The sequence below is a fragment of the Fusicatenibacter saccharivorans genome (assembly GCF_015557635.1).
Lineage (GTDB): Bacteria > Bacillota > Clostridia > Lachnospirales > Lachnospiraceae > Fusicatenibacter > Fusicatenibacter saccharivorans.
In genome coordinates this window covers 18,228-35,506 of the sequence record NZ_JADNOP010000017.1, presented here as the reverse complement: position 1 = coordinate 35,506, position 17,279 = coordinate 18,228, and the positions used below count along the sequence as shown (strand labels likewise).

At 45.7% G+C, this 17,279-nt stretch carries 20 protein-coding genes; 17 read left to right on the top strand and 3 right to left on the bottom strand.

Going from position 1 to position 17,279, the window contains the following annotated elements; genetic code table 11:
- Positions 1–101: 101 nt before the first annotated feature.
- The 17 genes from I2G42_RS13420 to I2G42_RS13340 all read left to right on the top strand — a co-directional run bounded on the left by I2G42_RS13420 (position 102) and on the right by I2G42_RS13340 (position 15,044).
- A complete protein-coding gene (locus I2G42_RS13420; protein WP_055227850.1) occupies positions 102–1,499 on the top strand; it encodes an MFS transporter in 1,398 nt (465 codons plus the stop codon).
- A gap of 351 nt (positions 1,500–1,850) precedes the next feature.
- Positions 1,851–2,651 (top strand): helix-turn-helix domain-containing protein, encoded by an 801-nt coding sequence (locus I2G42_RS13415; protein WP_055227849.1) that lies wholly within the window; start codon positions 1,851–1,853, stop codon positions 2,649–2,651.
- Between the two features lie 171 nt (positions 2,652–2,822).
- A complete protein-coding gene (locus tag I2G42_RS17055) occupies positions 2,823–2,909 on the top strand; it encodes a helix-turn-helix domain-containing protein (RefSeq protein ID WP_117762139.1) in 87 nt (28 codons plus the stop codon).
- 206 nt (positions 2,910–3,115) lie between these two features.
- Positions 3,116–3,829, top strand: a complete 714-nt coding sequence (locus I2G42_RS13405) for a metallophosphoesterase (protein WP_055221852.1) — start codon at positions 3,116–3,118, stop codon at positions 3,827–3,829.
- Positions 3,830–3,847: 18 nt separating this feature from the next.
- Positions 3,848–4,096, top strand: coding sequence for a hypothetical protein (locus tag I2G42_RS13400; protein WP_147341985.1), 249 nt, complete (start codon positions 3,848–3,850; stop codon positions 4,094–4,096).
- Between the two features lie 16 nt (positions 4,097–4,112).
- Complete coding sequence (locus tag I2G42_RS13395) at positions 4,113–4,382, top strand: FmdB family zinc ribbon protein (protein ID WP_055221876.1); 270 nt, start codon at positions 4,113–4,115, stop codon at positions 4,380–4,382.
- Between the two features lie 612 nt (positions 4,383–4,994).
- On the top strand, positions 4,995–6,350 hold the full coding sequence (locus I2G42_RS13390; protein WP_055227848.1) for an NAD(P)-dependent oxidoreductase: 1,356 nt from the start codon (positions 4,995–4,997) through the stop codon (positions 6,348–6,350).
- Positions 6,351–6,599: 249 nt separating this feature from the next.
- Positions 6,600–6,938 carry a P-II family nitrogen regulator gene (locus I2G42_RS13385; protein ID WP_055221847.1) on the top strand — a complete coding sequence of 113 codons (339 nt, stop codon included), beginning with the start codon at positions 6,600–6,602 and terminating at the stop codon, positions 6,936–6,938.
- Between the two features lie 88 nt (positions 6,939–7,026).
- Complete coding sequence (locus I2G42_RS13380) at positions 7,027–8,241, top strand: ammonium transporter (protein WP_195531159.1); 1,215 nt, start codon at positions 7,027–7,029, stop codon at positions 8,239–8,241.
- Positions 8,242–8,271: 30 nt separating this feature from the next.
- Complete coding sequence (locus I2G42_RS13375) at positions 8,272–8,610, top strand: P-II family nitrogen regulator (RefSeq protein ID WP_022462439.1); 339 nt, start codon at positions 8,272–8,274, stop codon at positions 8,608–8,610.
- A gap of 96 nt (positions 8,611–8,706) precedes the next feature.
- Entirely contained in the window at positions 8,707–9,060 is a 354-nt protein-coding gene (locus tag I2G42_RS13370) for an ABC transporter permease family protein (protein ID WP_117804665.1), read from the top strand.
- Positions 9,045–9,425 (top strand): ABC transporter permease, encoded by a 381-nt coding sequence (locus tag I2G42_RS13365; protein WP_082424743.1) that lies wholly within the window; start codon positions 9,045–9,047, stop codon positions 9,423–9,425. The genes I2G42_RS13370 and I2G42_RS13365 overlap by 16 nt, the downstream gene beginning before the upstream one ends.
- Positions 9,426–9,430: 5 nt before the next feature.
- Positions 9,431–10,684 carry an ABC transporter ATP-binding protein gene (locus I2G42_RS13360; protein ID WP_070103212.1) on the top strand — a complete coding sequence of 418 codons (1,254 nt, stop codon included), beginning with the start codon at positions 9,431–9,433 and terminating at the stop codon, positions 10,682–10,684.
- Entirely contained in the window at positions 10,672–11,097 is a 426-nt protein-coding gene (locus I2G42_RS13355) for an aminotransferase class I/II-fold pyridoxal phosphate-dependent enzyme (protein WP_055227846.1), read from the top strand. Before I2G42_RS13360 ends, I2G42_RS13355 begins: the two co-directional genes overlap by 13 nt.
- Positions 11,098–11,412: 315 nt before the next feature.
- Entirely contained in the window at positions 11,413–12,018 is a 606-nt protein-coding gene (locus tag I2G42_RS13350; RefSeq protein ID WP_022462444.1) for a type IV toxin-antitoxin system AbiEi family antitoxin domain-containing protein, read from the top strand.
- Between the two features lie 232 nt (positions 12,019–12,250).
- On the top strand, positions 12,251–14,395 hold the full coding sequence (locus I2G42_RS13345; RefSeq protein ID WP_117812963.1) for a glycoside hydrolase family 3 C-terminal domain-containing protein: 2,145 nt from the start codon (positions 12,251–12,253) through the stop codon (positions 14,393–14,395).
- Positions 14,396–14,486: 91 nt separating this feature from the next.
- The gene (locus I2G42_RS13340; protein ID WP_276511301.1) at positions 14,487–15,044 is read left to right on the top strand and encodes a glycoside hydrolase family 95-like protein; all 558 of its coding nucleotides are present in this window, start codon (positions 14,487–14,489) and stop codon (positions 15,042–15,044) included.
- Between the two features lie 63 nt (positions 15,045–15,107).
- Here the strand turns inward: I2G42_RS13340 and I2G42_RS13335 are convergent, their stop codons facing one another.
- The 3 genes from I2G42_RS13335 to I2G42_RS13325 all read right to left on the bottom strand — a co-directional run bounded on the left by I2G42_RS13335 (position 15,108) and on the right by I2G42_RS13325 (position 17,092).
- Positions 15,108–16,229, bottom strand: coding sequence for a radical SAM protein (locus I2G42_RS13335; RefSeq protein WP_195531158.1), 1,122 nt, complete (start codon positions 16,227–16,229; stop codon positions 15,108–15,110).
- Positions 16,230–16,349: 120 nt separating this feature from the next.
- The gene (locus I2G42_RS13330) at positions 16,350–16,757 is read right to left on the bottom strand and encodes a hypothetical protein (RefSeq protein ID WP_055221839.1); all 408 of its coding nucleotides are present in this window, start codon (positions 16,755–16,757) and stop codon (positions 16,350–16,352) included.
- Positions 16,754–17,092 carry a PqqD family protein gene (locus I2G42_RS13325; RefSeq protein ID WP_055221837.1) on the bottom strand — a complete coding sequence of 113 codons (339 nt, stop codon included), beginning with the start codon at positions 17,090–17,092 and terminating at the stop codon, positions 16,754–16,756. Before I2G42_RS13325 ends, I2G42_RS13330 begins: the two co-directional genes overlap by 4 nt.
- Positions 17,093–17,279: the final 187 nt, after the last annotated feature.

Here is a 17,279-nt window from a genome sequence, read left to right as displayed (position 1 = left end):
GAGCAATCAGACAAAAACAGAGAAAAAAACAGAATTAGACATCATACGGTTAGACATATTGAAATTCTAAGTGCGATGAAGATGAGGAGCAAAGAAATTCGATGGAAGAAAAAAAGTATTTGAAATGGTATAACAAAATTGGATACGGATCAGGTGATGTTGCAGGTAATGTAGTCTATGCGTTCCTGACATCTTTTATGATGGTCTATCTGACGGACTCGGTAGGACTTGCTGCAGGTGTCGTGGGTACCCTGATTGCCGTATCAAAACTATTTGATGGTTTTACGGATATATTTTTTGGATCAATGATTGACAAAACACACAGTAAAATGGGAAAAGCGAAACCCTGGATGCTATACGGATACATTGGTTGTGCCATTACGCTGGTCTGCTGCTTTGCAGTACCAGTCAGCTTTGGAACAACGGCTAAATATGCATGGTTCTTTATTTCTTATACACTGTTAAATGGTGTGTTTTATACAGCAAACAATATTGCTTATTCAGCACTTACGTCACTGATTACAAAGAACAGCAAAGAGCGTGTACAGATGGGATCTTACCGTTTTATTTTTGCATTTTCAACAAGTCTTCTGATTCAGGCGATTACAGTTGGATTTGTAGATAAATGTGGTGGAGATGCTGCGGCATGGAGAACGGTTGCTATTATCTATGCAATCATTGGTCTGGTCGTAAATACGATTTCAGCACTTTCTGTTAAGGAACTTCCGGAGGAAGAACTTAATGAAGGAGAAGTAAAGAATGATAATGAAAAGTACGGAATGGTACAGGCATTCAAGCTTCTTGTTAAAAACAAATATTACATGATGATTTGTGGAACATATATTTTACAGCAGTTATATGGTGCCATGATTGGAGCTGGCATTTATTACATGACATGGGTACTGAAAAATAAGAATTTGTTTGGACAATTTGCATGGGCAGTAAATATTCCACTGATCATTGCCCTGATTTTCACACCGACATTAGTTGGTAAGTGGAAAGGTATGTATAAACTGAACTTAAGAGGTTACGTCTTAGCAGTCATCGGTAGAGCACTTGTTGTTGTTGCCGGATATATGGGCAGTGTTCCGCTGATGATGGCATTTACAGCTCTTGCAGCTTTAGGTCAGGGACCATGGCAGGGAGATATGAATGCAGTTATCGCATCTTGCTCTGAATACACTTATCTTACGCAGGGAAAGAGAATTGACGGAACGATGTACTCTTGTACTTCTCTTGGTGTAAAAATCGGTGGAGGTATTGGAACCGCTGTTGTTGGATGGATGCTTGAGTTCAGTGGATATGTCGGAACAAATGCAACTCAGCCACAGTCTGCACTTGATATGATGCAGTTCATGTATCTTTGGCTTCCGTTAATCTTTGATGTATTGATTATGTTTGCACTTTCAAGAATGAATGTAGAAGATGCAAATAAAAAACTGAAAGCAGAAAAAGGAATTGCTGCAGATGAAGTAACAGATGCATTAGACATAAATTAGAATTGACAGGAGAAAGCGTTGTCTGGTCGTTGCTCGATGAGACAGTGCTTTTTTCTATATATAAAGTGATAGAACTGTATTTTGAAAATAAAAAAGGACCACTTCATTTTTGTGAAATGGCCTTAAGAAAATATTCAGTTTTCACAAAATAGTCCTTTTAGTATTTATACATGGTAAGGATGCTCAAAATATTCAGCGTAGAATACTAAAAGGTCATTCAGATATTTTTTTAGGTTGCTCATTTGCAATTCCTCCTTTCCTTATTTACAAGTTGATTATAAGATAGGTGTAAAAGGATTGCTTGCCAAATCGAAAGAAGATATAGACAAATGTTGCAAAGGGGAGTATTTCATGCAGTTAAAATATGTTGACACAAAAGAGGAGATTATAGCAATAAATAGGAAGTCAAAACATATTGAACCACATCTTCATAATGCACTGGAGATCGTTTGTGTAACAAGTGGAGCATTAGAACTTGGTGTCGGACAGGAACTATACCATATGGAAAAAGGAGATATAGGCTTTGTATTTCCAGATGTTATTCATCACTATCAGGTACTGACACCCGGTGTAAATAAAGCGACTTATCTGATCGCATCGCCATTTACGATAGCTAAATTTGCAGATATCATGCAATCCATGGCTCCTGAATACCCAATCATCAAAGCGGAAAAGGTTGAACCGGAGGTATATAGGGCTATAAATGCAATTTTAGAGACAGAACAGTCGGATATTACTGTTGCACAGGCATATCTTCAAATTGTGTTGGCACGCTGCATAGGAAAATTAAATTTGGTAGAAAAGAGCAGTGTGGGGAGCAACGATCTTATTTACCAGACAGTTTCCTATATATCAGCAAATTTCAAGAAGAAGTTTTCGTTGGAAGAGATGGCAAAAGACCTGGGCGTGAGCAAATATGTTTTATCCAGACTCTTTTCCAAGACATTCCATAGAAACTTTAATCAATATCTTAACGATGCAAGGCTGAACTATGCATGCCATCGTTTGGAAAATACGAGTGATTCTATTACAAACATTTGTCTGGATAGTGGATTTGAAAGTCAGAGAACATTTAACCGAGTATTTAAAGAAAGATATAAAATATCACCAAGTGATTATCGAAGTACTTGTGTGAAAGAGATGTTGTCATAAAAGGTTCTGTTGATCGAAATATTTACTTTGATTTTACAGTGCTATGTATTTGATTTCATGTGTGGATGATATAATATAAAAATATTTGTAGAAAAAAATATTGATGAAGTCTACCAATCAGTGTTTTTTGTTGTATAATGTTTTTGGCGTACAGGGTCACTTTCCTTTGTAATGTTTTGGGTCAAATTCTACCCCGATGATGTGCAGAAAGTTTTGTTTGCCAGAACGTTCGGCTGTGTCATCGCTTCGGCATCTTGATCACCTGTACCTCAGGTAAATGGAGAAGAGAAGCTTAATTTGAGCATGGTAAGCGATGAGATCAAAAGCAAAACGATGTCCTGTCTGTGGTGGTGCTATGAAACAGCAGTTCATTGGATTAAGACATTGCAAATGCGGTATCAGTTGGAAGATATCCGGACAAAGGGTGATATATCCAGTAGAATAGTATAAGAAGGTATGATGGTATGAAGATATTAGTAATTCCTGATGTTCATCTTAAACCGCAGATGTTTAAACAGGCTACAGCTCTTATGCATCAGGGAATTGCTGATCGAGCGGTATGTCTGATGGACATCCCTGATGATTGGGACAAGCAATATAATGTCGGACTTTATGAAGAAACTTATGATGAGGCTATTCGGTTTGCAAAAGCATTTCCGGAAACAGCCTGGTGCTACGGGAATCACGATTTGAGTTATCTGTGGCATTGTCTGGAGAGCGGTTATAGCTCCATGGCTTCAATGACAGTGCAAAGAAAGTTGTTGGATTTGCGAGAGGCTGTTCCAGAAGATAATCCCATTAAATATGTTCAGAGAATAGACAATGTTCTCTTTTCTCATGGAGGCGTACTGAATTTCTTTGTAGAGGAATATGTTCCGCGGGCAAAATATAATGATGTGGATGCTGTGCTAGAGACGATTAATCAGCTCGGAAGAATCGAGATGTGGAATGATGCATCGCCGATCTGGCTGAGACCACAGCATTCAAAAATGAGATTATATAAGCCACGTAAGTTGTTGCAGGTTGTAGGTCATACACCTATGGATGCAATTACGAAAGAGGGAAATCTGATTAGCACGGATGTGTTTTCAACTTACAGAGATGGAAAGCCGATTGGAACAGAGGAGTTCCTCTTGCTCGATACAGTGACATGGGAATACTGCGGAATTAAGATGTAGAATCCGATACGTAATTGGATGCATATTATAACAGACATTATTACGATGATGTCCGGGGAACGAGTGAAAGTAAAAACGAAATCGTATCAGAATGATATGGTGACATTTAAAAATAAAGATGACGTTTTAACTGCACTGATTCACTTAGGCTATCTGGCATACGATCGAAGAGAACAGATGGCGTACATTCCAAATGAAGAAATCCGCAGCGAGTTCACGGATGCGGTAAAAGAACATCAGTGTATCATTGAGAAGTATGAAAAATAAAAAGGAGTATGAAAAGATGTATTACGTACCAGACGGAACCAAAACATGTGGTTATTATGAATGCAAGAAATGCGGCAACCGCTTTTTATCCCTTCAGACGATGGAAAAAATCCCATGCCCGGACTGCGAGGCGGAGGTGGATTATGAAATCGGACCTGGCGAATCTTTGGAGGATGTGCTGGACACCGCAGTGCTGCTGCAAAAAATTGAGGGCGAAGAGGAAGTGGAAAAGATGGATGCACTCTTAAGTCTTGCGATTACCGGCGGAGATTTTGACTGGATCTGACATAACAGAGCTTTTTTCAAACACGCTCCAGACAGGTAGCGGATATTTGATGAATGCCAAGTCTGGCGTTCGCTCTGAATTTTCACAGAATTTTGCCGGAGTTTTTCCGCGATTTTAAAAGAAAACAAAGAAATTTCAAAGGTTTATGAGAAAAATATTCAGAAACAGCCGAAAAAATATCGGTGAAATTGCGCAAAATTGACAGAACTGATGCAAAAGACCGGAAATCATCGAAAAATTTAAGGATTGACAAAAAGTGGGAATTCCGCTAGAATGTGCCTATGTTGAAAAACAGCAGAGAAAAAGAATAGAGTAAAGATAACGCAACGGAGCGGTTCTGGGAATAGAATCGCTCCGTTTGTAATTTTCTCCCTTTCTCCAAGGTTTTATTTCTCCCGAAAAACACTCTCAGAAAACCGGAAAACGCTCTGTCTGTTTTTCAAGATAAACTCCATATAAGTAATGGATTCGCGAAGGCGCGGTACGAAGGGAAAGCTTCGTGCCGCGTTTTTCAATCCAAAGGAGAAACGTCAGTAAAGAGTTCGCAATGGGGCGATCTGGAAGAAGAATTTCCAGGTCGCTTTTTGATTTTACCGGAAAGGAGAAAGTCCGATGGAAAACACAAACGTCTTATTTGACAGAAAGCGTCTGGTCCGGCTGATCGTACCATTGATTGTGGAACAGGTGCTGGCCGTTACCGTCGGTATGGCAGATATGGTGATGGTATCCGGGGCCGGTGAAACGGCTGTTTCCGGAATCTCACTTGTCAATACGATCTGCGTACTGCTGATCGTGATTTTCACATCGATGGCAAGCGGCGGTTCCGTTGTCGGAGCACAGTTCCTCGGAAGCGGGGATAAGAAAACAGCGTGTCACGCAGCCGAACAGCTCGTTATGATCTGCGGACTGATTGCACAACAGGAGGCGAGGCGTATGAAAGAAGAAAACTATGAGGTAGTCGTTTTTCAGGGAGACCCGGGAACCATCGATCTGACGTACGAAGAAATAGAAGCAGAGTGGAACAAAATGCTGCAGACCGTACCACAGATCGGAAAGTTCCGTATCATCCATCAGGAGAAAAAGAGGTACACCTTCGAAGATTACAGCAGTCAGATCGGGAACGCCGACGCAGCACTTGGTATCTGGGTCCACAAAGGAGTGATCAACGAAAAGCTCTTTGAAGCGCATCCGAATCTGAAATATATCGCAACGCTGGGACATGGATTTGAAGACTTCGATGTGGAAATGACAAGACGCAGGGGCGTGACCATAACGAATACGATTTACGGCGATGTCACCATTGCCCAGTATGCGATGGCACTGCTCATGAACATCTGTCATAACGTGACGGTACAGAGCAATTACACCAAAACAGGGTACTGGAAAGAAAAAGAAACGAATCCGCAGGCAAGCTACAATCAACTGTTCGTGCCGCAGATTGAGCTCTACCAGAAAACGATGGGAATCATCGGACTTGGCGCAATCGGCCTTTGGACGGCAAGAATGGCAAAGGGCTTTGGCATGAAGGTCATCGCAAACAGCCGTCACAAAAAGACGGGGCCGCAGTATGACGGCATCGAGCAGGTCAGCATGGAAGAAATCTTCGAACGGTCGGATGCAATCTCGATCCACTGTCCACATACAAAGGAAACGGAAAATCTGCTGAACCGTGAAGCGTTTGCCAAAATGAAGGACGGTGTCATCATTATCAACACCGCGCGGGGAATCATCATCGATGAGGAGGCGCTTCTTGAGGCGCTGGAATCGAGAAAGGTTTATATGGCAGGACTCGATGTTGTTGCAAACGAGCCGCCGCAGTATCAGATTCCGCTGATGCAGTCGCCGTACACCTTTATTACTTCCCATATCGCCTGGCAGCCGAAGGCAGCAAGACTCCGCGCAGTAGATCTGGCGGTGAAAAACTTCCGGTCTTACCTGGAGGGAATGCCGACGAGTGTGATTAATTAAAAACAGCGGATTGTGAAAACAGCTGCAAAAAAACGACTGTAAAAACAACTGTAAAAACAGCAGAGCTGCGGAACAGTCCAGGCATGAAAGAAGAGGTTAGAAAATCTGTCAGAAAACAGATTTCTATATAGAAGCAGCAGAGCCGGTAAATGAATGGAAGAGAAAACCGGGAAGGCGGATAAAAAAGAAATCCGCAGCCGGAAAAATCAGAAGCTGTACAGGAGCCGGTTCGGAAAGGGAGGGAAAATCATGAAAAAGCTGGAAATTGTAATTCGTCCGGAGAGCCTCGAAAACCTGGAGCTACTCCTCGAGGAGCAGAAGGCAAACGGTATGATGATCACAAATATCCTTGGATATGGAAATCAGAAGGGATATCGTCAGATGTACCGCGGAGCGGAAATCGTGGCCAAAATGCTTCCGAAAGTTAAAGTGGAAACCGTTGTGGAGGATGACAAGGTTCCGAAAATCGTTGATTTTGTTGTGAAAAACCTGTCAACCGGAAACTACGGCGATGGAAAAATTTTCGTTTACGATGTTGAAGATGCAGTGCGGATCCGAACGGGCGAGCACGGCGAACAGGCACTTTAAAAAATCTGAAAGCTACCGTTTCAGAGATGACCGTTTCAGAAGATCTGCAGACGGGAACAGGTAAGATGGGAATGAGGAGGAACTTATTATGGAAAACACACAGGTATTACTCAATATCGTATGGACCATGGTCGGAGCCTTTCTGGTGTATTTTATGCAGGCCGGATTTGCCATGGTGGAGACAGGATTTACAAGAGCGAAAAACTCCGGAAACATTCTGATGAAGAATATGATGGATTTCGTGCTCGGCTCTATTTTCTTCTTTATCATCGGATTTGCGCTGATGTTCGGAGGAAGCAATGCCTTTATCGGAACAGCAGGTTTCTTTCATCCGAAATCGCTGGCAGATGCAGACGGCATGTTCAACGGACTGCCGATCGGCGTATTTATGATTTTCCAGACTGTGTTCTGTGCAACATCGGCCACGATTGTATCAGGTGCTATGGCAGAGAGAACCAAATTCATCTCTTATTTGATTTACTCCGCAGCCATCAGCGTTTTCATTTATCCGATCACCGGACACTGGATCTGGGGCGGCGGCTGGTTAAGCCAGATCGGGTTCCATGATTTTGCAGGATCTACTGCAGTTCATATGGTCGGCGGTCTGTGTGCCCTTGCCGGTGCAAAAATGGTCGGACCTCGTATCGGAAAATACACAAAAGAGGGAAAACCGGTTGCTATTCCTGGTCATAACCTTCCGCTTGGAGCACTTGGCGTCTTTATCCTCTGGTTCTGCTGGTTCGGATTTAACTGTGGATCGACCACAGCAGCAACCTACAGCCTTGGCGACATTGCCATGACTACAAACCTTGCGGCAGCAGCAGCAACACTTGTTACCCTGATTGTTACCTGGGTACGTTATGGAAAACCGGATATCAGTATGACAATGAACGGCGCACTGGCCGGACTGGTAGCTATTACAGCAAGCTGTGATGTAGTGAACGACTACGAGGCACTGTTCATTGGAGCAGTTGCAGGTGTTGTCGTTGTATTCGCAGTTGAATTCTTTGATAAAGTCGTAAAAATCGATGACCCGGTTGGTGCAATCAGTGTACACGGTGTCTGTGGAGCACTCGGAACCTTATTCACCGGTATTTTCGGCGAGGGATGCAGCTTTATCACCCAGATGATCGGTTTTGTAGCAGTTGCAGCATATACCCTGATCCTGGCGTTCATTCTGTTCTTCGTCCTGAAAAAGACCATCGGACTTCGCGTAACCGAGAAGGAAGAGATCGACGGATTGGATATGCACGAGCACGGATGCAGCGCTTATGCAAACTTCCACTTCCATAATGATAAATAAAAAAGGATCAATAAAAAAGGTGGTGCGGATATGAAAAAGCTGACAGTTATTGTCAAACCCGCGAACCGGGAGGATGTCATCGACATCATGGAATCGTGTGCCGTGTACGGCGTGATGGAAACGGATATCACCGGATATGGAAACCAGAAGGGTTACCGGGTGATGTACCGTGGAACCATGAGCGGACCGAATGTACTGATGAAATGCAAATTCGAGACCGTCGGTGACGATAAGACAATTGAAGTATTAAAAGGCTTTCTGGAAAAGAAGCTGTGTACCGGAAATATCGGAGACGGAAAGATTTTTGTCGAGAAAGTGGCAGACGTCATCCGGGTTCGTACCGGCCAGCGCGGCGAGGAAGCATTATAAAAACAAAAGACAGTAAAAAGGTGCAAAGAGGCAGCCAGAGCAGATCGTTCGGCTGCCTCTTCTGAGCTAAAAAAGCCGGAACGGGAGGAATGCTGCATGGTAAGATACATCATAAAACGTTTATTCATCGGAGTGGTGACAATCTGGGCACTGATCACCATTACCTTTTTCCTGATTCGGATTATGCCGGGCAGCCCGTTCGAGGCGGATAATCTTTCCCGGAGCGCGATTGAACAGCTCGAATCGACCTACGGACTGGATGAACCCATGTGGAAACAGTATATTCTTTACATGGAAAATCTGATGCATGGAGATCTCGGCATTTCCTATAAAAAGAACGTTTCTGTTAATACACTGATCGCAAGAGGATTTCCGTACACGCTAAGCATCGGACTTCTCTCTATCGCGGTATCTGCATTCCGGGCTGGATCGGCATGGCTCGTCAGGTAAGAGGCCAGCTGATTGCCTTAAAGGAGCAGGAATTTTCCATGGCAGCACTCGTCATCGGAGCAAGTGATGCGAGAATTCTCTTCCGTCACCTTTTGATCAATGCCATCGGACCGATCATTGTACAGATTACCTTCCTTGTTCCGAATGCCATTTTTACTGAAGCCTTCTTAAGCTTCATCGGAATCGGCATTTCCGCTCCGATGGCAAGCTGGGGTTCCATGGCACAGGATGCCCGTCAGGTGCTTACCATGCACCCGGGACAGCTGCTTTTGCCGACCATCTGCATCTGTATCACCATTTTCTCCCTGAACTTCCTCGGCGAGGGAATCGGCGATGCCTTTAATCCAAAGAAAACCAGGGGGTGAAGCGTATGAGTTTACTCGAAATCAGCCATCTCACAACAAAATTTGAAACGCAGCAGGGAACCGTCAGCGCAGTCCGCGATGTTTCCTACCATCTGGAAGAGGGCGAGGTACTTGGTATTGTCGGCGAGTCCGGTTCCGGAAAAAGTGTCGGCATGCTGACCCTGATGGGGCTTCTGGCATCGAACGGCAGAGTGGAAGAAGGAGAGATCCTTTTCGACGGAGAAAACATTTCCCCGACGCACACGAAGGACCGGAAAGAAAAACGGGCTTATGAAAAGAAAATGCAGCAGATCCGCGGAAACCGCATCGGCATGATTTTCCAGGATCCGATGACATTTCTGAATCCGATCCTGAAAATCGGAATTCAGATGACAGAGGGAATTCGAAAGCATCAGAATTGCTCCAAAAAAGAGGCGGAAGCGAAAGCCATTGAGCTGATGCGGCAGGTCGGAATTCCAAGTCCGGAAAAACGGCTCGATCAGTATCCGTTCGAATTTTCCGGCGGTATGAGGCAGAGAATCATCATTGCGACGGCTCTGGCGTGTGATCCGGAGCTGATTATCGTAGATGAGCCGACAACCGCACTGGATGTGACCGTACAGGCACAGATTCTGGAGCTTTTGAAAAAGCTGACGAAGGAAAAAGGAACCTCCGTTATCATGATTACCCACGACCTCGGCGTTGTCGCTTCTATGTGCGACCGGATCGCCATTATGTACGCCGGCCAGATCGTAGAAGAGGGAACCGTCGATGAGATTTTCTACGAACCGCATCATCCGTACACGAAAGGTCTTCTGAACAGTATCAACAACTCGGCAAAGGATAACGACGAGCCGCTCGTTCCGATTCCGGGAACACCGCCGGACCTCTTAAAGCTTCCGAAGGGCTGTGCATTTATGAGCCGCTGTCCTTACACTATGAAGATCTGTGAGGTACAGGCCTCTCCGGTGACAACCTACAGCGAGACGCACTGCTGCAGATGCTGGCTGGAATGTATGGATGAAACAAAAATCACAGTTTCCGGGGAGGAGGCGGCGCTGGAGGACTCTAGGGCGGGTAGCCATTTTTATCCTGATTTTGCAGCAGTACTGCTGAAACAGAAGGTAGCGGAGCAGTACGGATTAAAAGCAGAAAATGTACTGACAGGCGCCGGATCGAGTGCGATGATCGATATGATCGGACTGACCTTTCTGGACGATGGAGATGAGGTGCTGTTTTCCGCTCCGACCTACGGGCATTTGCCGATATGGCATACTTAAACGGCGGTGTACCGGTTACCGAAGAGCAGAAATTTAATCTCCCTGCCATGAAAGAAAAAATTGGTGAAAAAACAAAAATCGTGGTGATCTGCAATCCGAATAACCCGACTGGAACGTATGTGCCGATCGGGGAGCTGGAAGCATTCGCAGATACCCTTCCGGAGGACGTTCTGTTGGTGATGGATGAGGCATACATGGAGTTTGCCACCGAGCCGGACTGCTGCAGTATGGTCGATTATATGAAAGCGCATCCGGAAAAACCGATTCTGGTTCTCCGCACCGTTTCCAAATATTATGCGATGGCAGGCCTTCGTGTCGGCTATGCGCTGGGCTTCGAAGAGCTGATTGGAATCATGCGGAAATGTTCCGCTTCCTGGAACCTGAATGTCTGTGCCCAGAAAGCGGCAGAGTGAAAAAGGTTTTACGGTAAACGTTAAAAGATAGAATGAAAGGGAAAAAGACCGGATGAGAAGTAAAAAATCCGGTCTTTTTCTGCTGGTATGAGAACAGAAAAAGCGGATCAGCAGGTTGCATATTTCAGGTAAAAAAGGTATACTTATAAGTGATGAAAAGAGAAATATGTTAGCAGCAGCTAATAAGAAAAAAACAGAGAAAAAACATGGTTTTTACAAATTAGTGCTTGCCATTCCATGAAAATTGGAATATTATATGTGCAAACGCCTATAGATGAAAAAAGATGTATCACATCCTGAAAGGGGAAAGAAAATATGCTTTTTAAAACATACCAGAAGATCACGACGTTATTTAAAGAACATCATGGATATATGAGCTTCGCAGACCTCAGAGATCATCAGGTGACCGTACTGCAGCTGGCAGAAATGGAAGAGGAAGGAAGTCTGGAACGATTTGCACGCGGCTGGTACTGGTGCAAGGACTGTGGTTATGAAAAACCGGAAGACTATCAATATATTGAAATTGCGAAAGTAAACCCACGCGCAGTCATCTGCATGGACAGTGCTGCATGGCTTGCCGGAATGCTGAAAGAAGAGCCGGCTACGATTGCAGTTGCAACAGCACGGACAGACCGAAAAAAAATGGATCTGGAAAATTTTGAAATCAGACGTTTTTATTTCCAGAATGCCGATGTCCCGGGCGAAATCTGTGAGAAAAAGACAGAGTTTGGTTCCTACAAATATTATTCTCCGAAGAGAACCTTTTGTGACTGTCTGCGCATGAACAACAAGATGCCGGAGGAAGTAAAAGAAGAAATCCTCACCTGGTGCCGGAAACAGAAATATTCCAAAGAAGAGATTCTGGAATACGCGAACAAGCTCCGTGCGGTAAAAAATATCGAGGAAGAGTATCAGAAATAAAATTTCACAGGAATAGATAAGGGAAACTCCCGACGGAAGATCTTATACGAGAAATTCTGCCGGGAGTTTCTGCGTGTATATCGGATGGTTACGCATACACGATTTCCTCGTATGTTCCCCTGTGTCATTCGCAAAAATCGCATAAAATGAGAAGCAAAGAGCAATACTTGACTAGCCGAACGGGAAACGTGGCGATACAATAGAGGCAACAAATTTCGGGAGGATTTTACCTATGAGTAAAGAGACGAGAGAGTATGCAAAACAGCTGGTTTCCCAGATGACGCTGGAAGAAAAAATGAGCCAGATGGTCTATCAGTCACCGGCGATCGAGCGTCTTGGCATTCCGGCATACAACTGGTGGAATGAAGCGCTGCACGGCGTGGCAAGAGCTGGTGTGGCAACGGTATTTCCGCAGGCTATTGGCCTTGCAGCAACGTTTGATAAAGAGCTGCTGCAGGAGATCGGTGATGTTGTTTCTACCGAGGGACGTGCAAAATTCAACGAGTTTTCGAGAAAAGGCGACCGCGGCATCTACAAAGGTCTGACCTTCTGGGCACCGAACGTCAACATTTTCCGTGATCCGAGATGGGGCCGCGGCCATGAGACATATGGTGAGGACCCGTATCTGACTGGTGAGCTCGGATGCGCCTACATCCGCGGATTACAGGGACCGGACCCGGATCACCCGAAGGCAGCGGCGTGTGCCAAACATTTCGCCGTCCACAGCGGCCCAGAGGCGATCCGCCATGAGTTTGACGCAAGAGTCAGCAAACATGATCTGTATGACACCTATCTGTATGCCTTCAAACGCTGTGTCAAGGATGCAAAAGTCGAGGCAGTCATGGGCGCGTATAACCGTGTCAACGGTGAACCGGCATGCGGAAGCAAGACATTGTTAAAGGACATCCTGCGCGATGAGTTCGGCTTTGAAGGCCATGTTGTCTCCGACTGCTGGGCAATCATAGATTTCCATGAGCACCACAGAGTGACCAAAAATGTAGAGGAGTCCGCAGCGCGTGCCGTCAACAACGGCTGTGACCTGAACTGCGGCGTTGCTTTCCTGCATCTGCCGAAAGCATACGAGGATGGCCTGGTATCCGAAGAGGCAATCACCGCGGCAGTTGAGCGCCTGATGGAAATCCGCATCCGCCTCGGTATGATGAAAGACTATCCGTCACCGTACGAAGATCTGTCCTACGATCTAGTCGAGTGCAAGGAGCATGTTGATCTGTCCGTCGAGGCAGCGAGGAGAAGTATGGTTCTGCTGAAAAATGAAAACAACATGCTGCCGCTCGATGTGAAGAAGATCCGCAGTATCGCCGTGATCGGACCGAACGCGAACTCGAGAGCAGCGCTGGTTGGAAACTATCAGGGAACATCGTCCAGATACATCACACCGCTGGAAGGAATTCAGCAGTATGTCGGTGATGATGTGAGAGTGACATACGCAGAGGGCTGCCATCTGTATAAAAATAAAGTCGAAGGACTCGGCGAGGACAAAGACCGTTTCAAAGAGGCTGTCATTGCCGCTGAGCACGCAGACGTTGTCGTTCTGTGCCTTGGACTTGATGCAACTGTTGAGGGCGAGGAAGGCGATGCCGGAAACGAATACGCGAGCGGCGATAAGCTGGGCCTCAATCTGCCGGGCTTACAGGAGGAACTGCTTGAGACAATCACAGCGGTTGGAAAACCGGTAGTCCTCGTTCTCTCGGCAGGAAGTGCCATCGACCTGTCCTGGGCCGAGGAGCATGTACCGGCTATTCTTGACAGCTGGTATCCGGGTGCGCGCGGCGGAAAAGCCGTGGCAGAGGCGCTGTTCGGCGATTATGCACCGAACGGAAAACTGCCGGTGACTTTCTATCAGGGAACAGAAAATCTGCCGGAGTTCACCGATTACAGCATGGCAGGACGAACCTACCGCTATACTGATAAAAATATTCTGTATCCATTTGGATATGGACTGACGTATGGAACAATTTCCTACAGCGGCGCAAAAACGGAGCAGGAGACGAGCGCGGTGCTCGACGATGTGACCGTGTGCACGAAGGTGAAGAATGAGAGTGCATATCCGCTGCATGAGAGCGTGGAGGTTTATGTGAAATACAAAAACGCACAGCCGGGTGAGCCAGGCTTCCAGTTAAAAGGCATCGCGTGCGTGGAACTGCATGCAGGAGAAGAAAAAGAGGTTTCCGTGACACTGCATGCAAGAGATTTTGCTGTTATCACAGAGGACGGCGGATGTGTCGTACGGCCGGGCGAGTATGAAATCTCCATCGGCGGACAGCAGCCGGGCGAAAGAAGCCGCGCGCTGACAGGACGTGAGACAGAGATTCTGACGGTCAGAAAAGAAGGAAATGAAGAGAACGTCGAGTATTAAGTATTAGATAGAAATTGAAAAACGAAGAGGGAGGTGGAATCGTCTGCCTCCCTCTTTTGGTGACAGAATGGACGGCTTGGTGCGATGATCGCTGAAAATCTGCCAAACCTGCTTCATTTCCAGACCGGCGGACTGTATGGTGCTGCATCTTCGTGCACCGAAGGGAAAAGTGTCGGTTGAGGTGATGCTGAACCGTGCAAAATATTTTGACCGTACAGGAAAGGTCAACGATCACACGATTTATCTGAGCGGAAACCTAGGAAAAAATGCCCTGGAATTGGCCATGTGCCTGTCGGCAAAAGCAACGGGCGGCCGTGTGTATACCATGGGTCATACTCTGGTGATCGAAGAGGCAGAGAAGATTACCGAAAAGCTGGAGCGCGCGATGGCGCAGAGCAGAGAACACAAAATCATTCTCCTTCCGGCGCTGCCGAAGGCGTGGGATCATGGAGAAGTGAAAGGCCTGCGGCTGGTTGGAAATGCATCGATTGCACTTGCGTGGGAGAATGGAAAACTGACACGGTGTGCGGTTACGGCGGATCAGGCGTATGAAGGGGAAGTTGTGTATGGAGAGATGCGTCAAGCGGTAAAACTGGAAAAAGGTGAGACAGTTATGCTGGATGCGGTATTGCAGCTGCTTGAATCATAAACATGAAGATAGAAAATGCCGGGCAGAGAAAAATCTGTCCGGCGTTTTCAGCATATGTAAAGACTATAAGGCGATGGAGGAAAAAGAAGCTTCTTCTGCCAGCAGCAGGTGATAGTAATGCTCGGAATAGCGGCAGAGATAACCAGGCATTCCCCGATAAGAACTGGTTTCTAAAAACGCGGCTGCGACGCAGGTGCGGCATATCGGTTGCAAACGGCATTGACAGCATTGGGAACTTAGGGAAATCTTCTGTGCAGCGGCGGAAACTTTTTCCCAGGCGGAAATAAATCCAAGATCAAAAACAGGGGCGGAGATTTCGGATAACATCACACAGGGGAAAAGAAAGCCCTGCCAGTTGATGAAGAAGGAGCAGTTTCCGGCAAGACAGGAGATATGACCATTGCCCCGTGGAAAAGACGGATTGTTGACGCGGTGGATGGATTCATGAACGTACTGCCGGAAAATATCGCTGGTCAGCTGCAGTTTCAGTGTCTGCAGGGCAAGCGCAGCGGCGTCTTCCGGGTTCAGGCGGACCTGAGCATCAAAAGGAAGGGAGCGTTCCCGGACGGCGGGCATCATATAGTGATCGGCATGAACGGGGACTCCAAGCTTTTCTCCGAGAACAAAGATTTTTGGAAAATCATGCGCGTTCTTTTTAGTGACGCTACAGCTGATTTTGACATCAACGTTTCGTTCGCGGAGCAGACGGATGGCGCGGACGGTCTGATCAAAGCCCTGGGGGTAATGGCAGAGACGGTTATAGGAAGCGGCATCGGCACCGTAGAGCGTGATGTTAATGCGGCGCGGCCTGTACTCAGCAAAAAAATCAGCCCAGGATTCGCCCAGCAGGGTTCCATTGGTGTTGATGGTAAGAATCATGCCCATGTTTCGAAGCTCAAGATATAGTGTTTTGAAATCAGGAAAGAGAAGTGGTTCACCGCCGGTCAGAAGAAGAAAAAGTGTACCGGCTTTTTGCATCTGCTGTGCAAGCAGAATCCATTCATCAACTGTGCGGAGTTGTCCCTGACATTCCATTTCTGAACGGGACAGACGGACATAACACATGTCGCAGTTCATATTGCAGAGTGGCAGAAGTTCAAGCGCGCCGGTAATAGGAATGTGCTGCTGGCGCGCTTTCTGGAGAAAAGAACGCTCGAAGGTGGAAGTGTCGTCCATGTAGTTCATAAAGGTTCCTCCGAAAAAAGTGGTTTGATGAACCAATTATTAATAGGTATAGTAAAGGATCGAAACGAGTGGGTTCGATCCTTTTGCTGTGGTTTGAAAAATTATTATTTAGTGGAAAAATCAGGATTTGGCGGTTTCCCAAGTATTGATGTCTAATCTGGTAGTACAATGAACGTTTGTACCATTTTCGGTCCAGATGACAACGGGGGTTGCTTCATCATCGCGGGTAGACTGGTCATCTATAAAACCACTGATAAATCCACTATCAGATTCCGCTTCATGAGTCTTGTTACAAGGATGATATCCAGAAAATTGAGCTTGAGAGCCCCAGCCTCCCCATGAGCCTTCTTTTGCGATATATTTTTTTTGCCCAGATCCATCATAATAATAAACATTATAATTATGACCGTATTGTCCAGCATCGCAGACAAATTTATAAACTTTCCCGCTATCCCCGCAGGCCGCCACATATTCATTTGCAGCAAATTCCTGAACCTCAACAACAGGTTCCATCCACTCTTTCTTCATAACGATATAACCTCCTCTAATAATGCATACCTTAAAGTATCATGCACAAAATTTAAAGCAGAATTTTGAATCGTATCTTCCGCAGCCGCATATTCCTCTAACGCCTGTGCAACGACTTCCGAAATGGTACGTGGCTGCTGAAAAGCATTCCAGAGAAATGCGGCGGTATCGTTTGGAACCATCACTGCATTCGAAATCTGACAGGCAGTCCCAACGGGAATAATCGCATATTCCCCTGCAATTTCACGCAGCAGATAATCGGAATTGACACGATATTTTTTTTCATTTATCTTTTGTAACAAATCCGGCCGGGTCGGAGAAGCAATCGGTTCCATCACAAACTCCCCTCTTGCAAAATGCTGTGCCTTTTCAGGCAGAAAGTATTTCTGCAGTCAGCAAGAAAAATATGTAGAATGTTCGCAGAAATAAATTACATTTATCATTACAAAAAGATTATAGAAGAAGAACTAGGAAAAGTCAAGTAAAAACTGGAAAAAGATGGGAATGTAATCTGCTCAAAAA

Coding starts and splice junctions, on each gene's coding strand:
- I2G42_RS13420 (WP_055227850.1), top strand. CDS start 102: ATGGAAGAAAAAAAGTATTTGAAATGGTATAACAAAATTGGATACGGA.
- I2G42_RS13415 (WP_055227849.1), top strand. CDS start 1,851: ATGCAGTTAAAATATGTTGACACAAAAGAGGAGATTATAGCAATAAAT.
- I2G42_RS17055 (WP_117762139.1), top strand. CDS start 2,823: ATGTTTTGGGTCAAATTCTACCCCGATGATGTGCAGAAAGTTTTGTTT.
- I2G42_RS13405 (WP_055221852.1), top strand. CDS start 3,116: ATGAAGATATTAGTAATTCCTGATGTTCATCTTAAACCGCAGATGTTT.
- I2G42_RS13400 (WP_147341985.1), top strand. CDS start 3,848: ATGCATATTATAACAGACATTATTACGATGATGTCCGGGGAACGAGTG.
- I2G42_RS13395 (WP_055221876.1), top strand. CDS start 4,113: ATGTATTACGTACCAGACGGAACCAAAACATGTGGTTATTATGAATGC.
- I2G42_RS13390 (WP_055227848.1), top strand. CDS start 4,995: ATGGAAAACACAAACGTCTTATTTGACAGAAAGCGTCTGGTCCGGCTG.
- I2G42_RS13385 (WP_055221847.1), top strand. CDS start 6,600: ATGAAAAAGCTGGAAATTGTAATTCGTCCGGAGAGCCTCGAAAACCTG.
- I2G42_RS13380 (WP_195531159.1), top strand. CDS start 7,027: ATGGAAAACACACAGGTATTACTCAATATCGTATGGACCATGGTCGGA.
- I2G42_RS13375 (WP_022462439.1), top strand. CDS start 8,272: ATGAAAAAGCTGACAGTTATTGTCAAACCCGCGAACCGGGAGGATGTC.
- I2G42_RS13370 (WP_117804665.1), top strand. CDS start 8,707: ATGGTAAGATACATCATAAAACGTTTATTCATCGGAGTGGTGACAATC.
- I2G42_RS13365 (WP_082424743.1), top strand. CDS start 9,045: ATGGCTCGTCAGGTAAGAGGCCAGCTGATTGCCTTAAAGGAGCAGGAA.
- I2G42_RS13360 (WP_070103212.1), top strand. CDS start 9,431: ATGAGTTTACTCGAAATCAGCCATCTCACAACAAAATTTGAAACGCAG.
- I2G42_RS13355 (WP_055227846.1), top strand. CDS start 10,672: ATGGCATACTTAAACGGCGGTGTACCGGTTACCGAAGAGCAGAAATTT.
- I2G42_RS13350 (WP_022462444.1), top strand. CDS start 11,413: ATGCTTTTTAAAACATACCAGAAGATCACGACGTTATTTAAAGAACAT.
- I2G42_RS13345 (WP_117812963.1), top strand. CDS start 12,251: ATGAGTAAAGAGACGAGAGAGTATGCAAAACAGCTGGTTTCCCAGATG.
- I2G42_RS13335 (WP_195531158.1), bottom strand. CDS start 16,229: ATGAACTACATGGACGACACTTCCACCTTCGAGCGTTCTTTTCTCCAG.
- I2G42_RS13330 (WP_055221839.1), bottom strand. CDS start 16,757: ATGAAGAAAGAGTGGATGGAACCTGTTGTTGAGGTTCAGGAATTTGCT.
- I2G42_RS13325 (WP_055221837.1), bottom strand. CDS start 17,092: ATGGAACCGATTGCTTCTCCGACCCGGCCGGATTTGTTACAAAAGATA.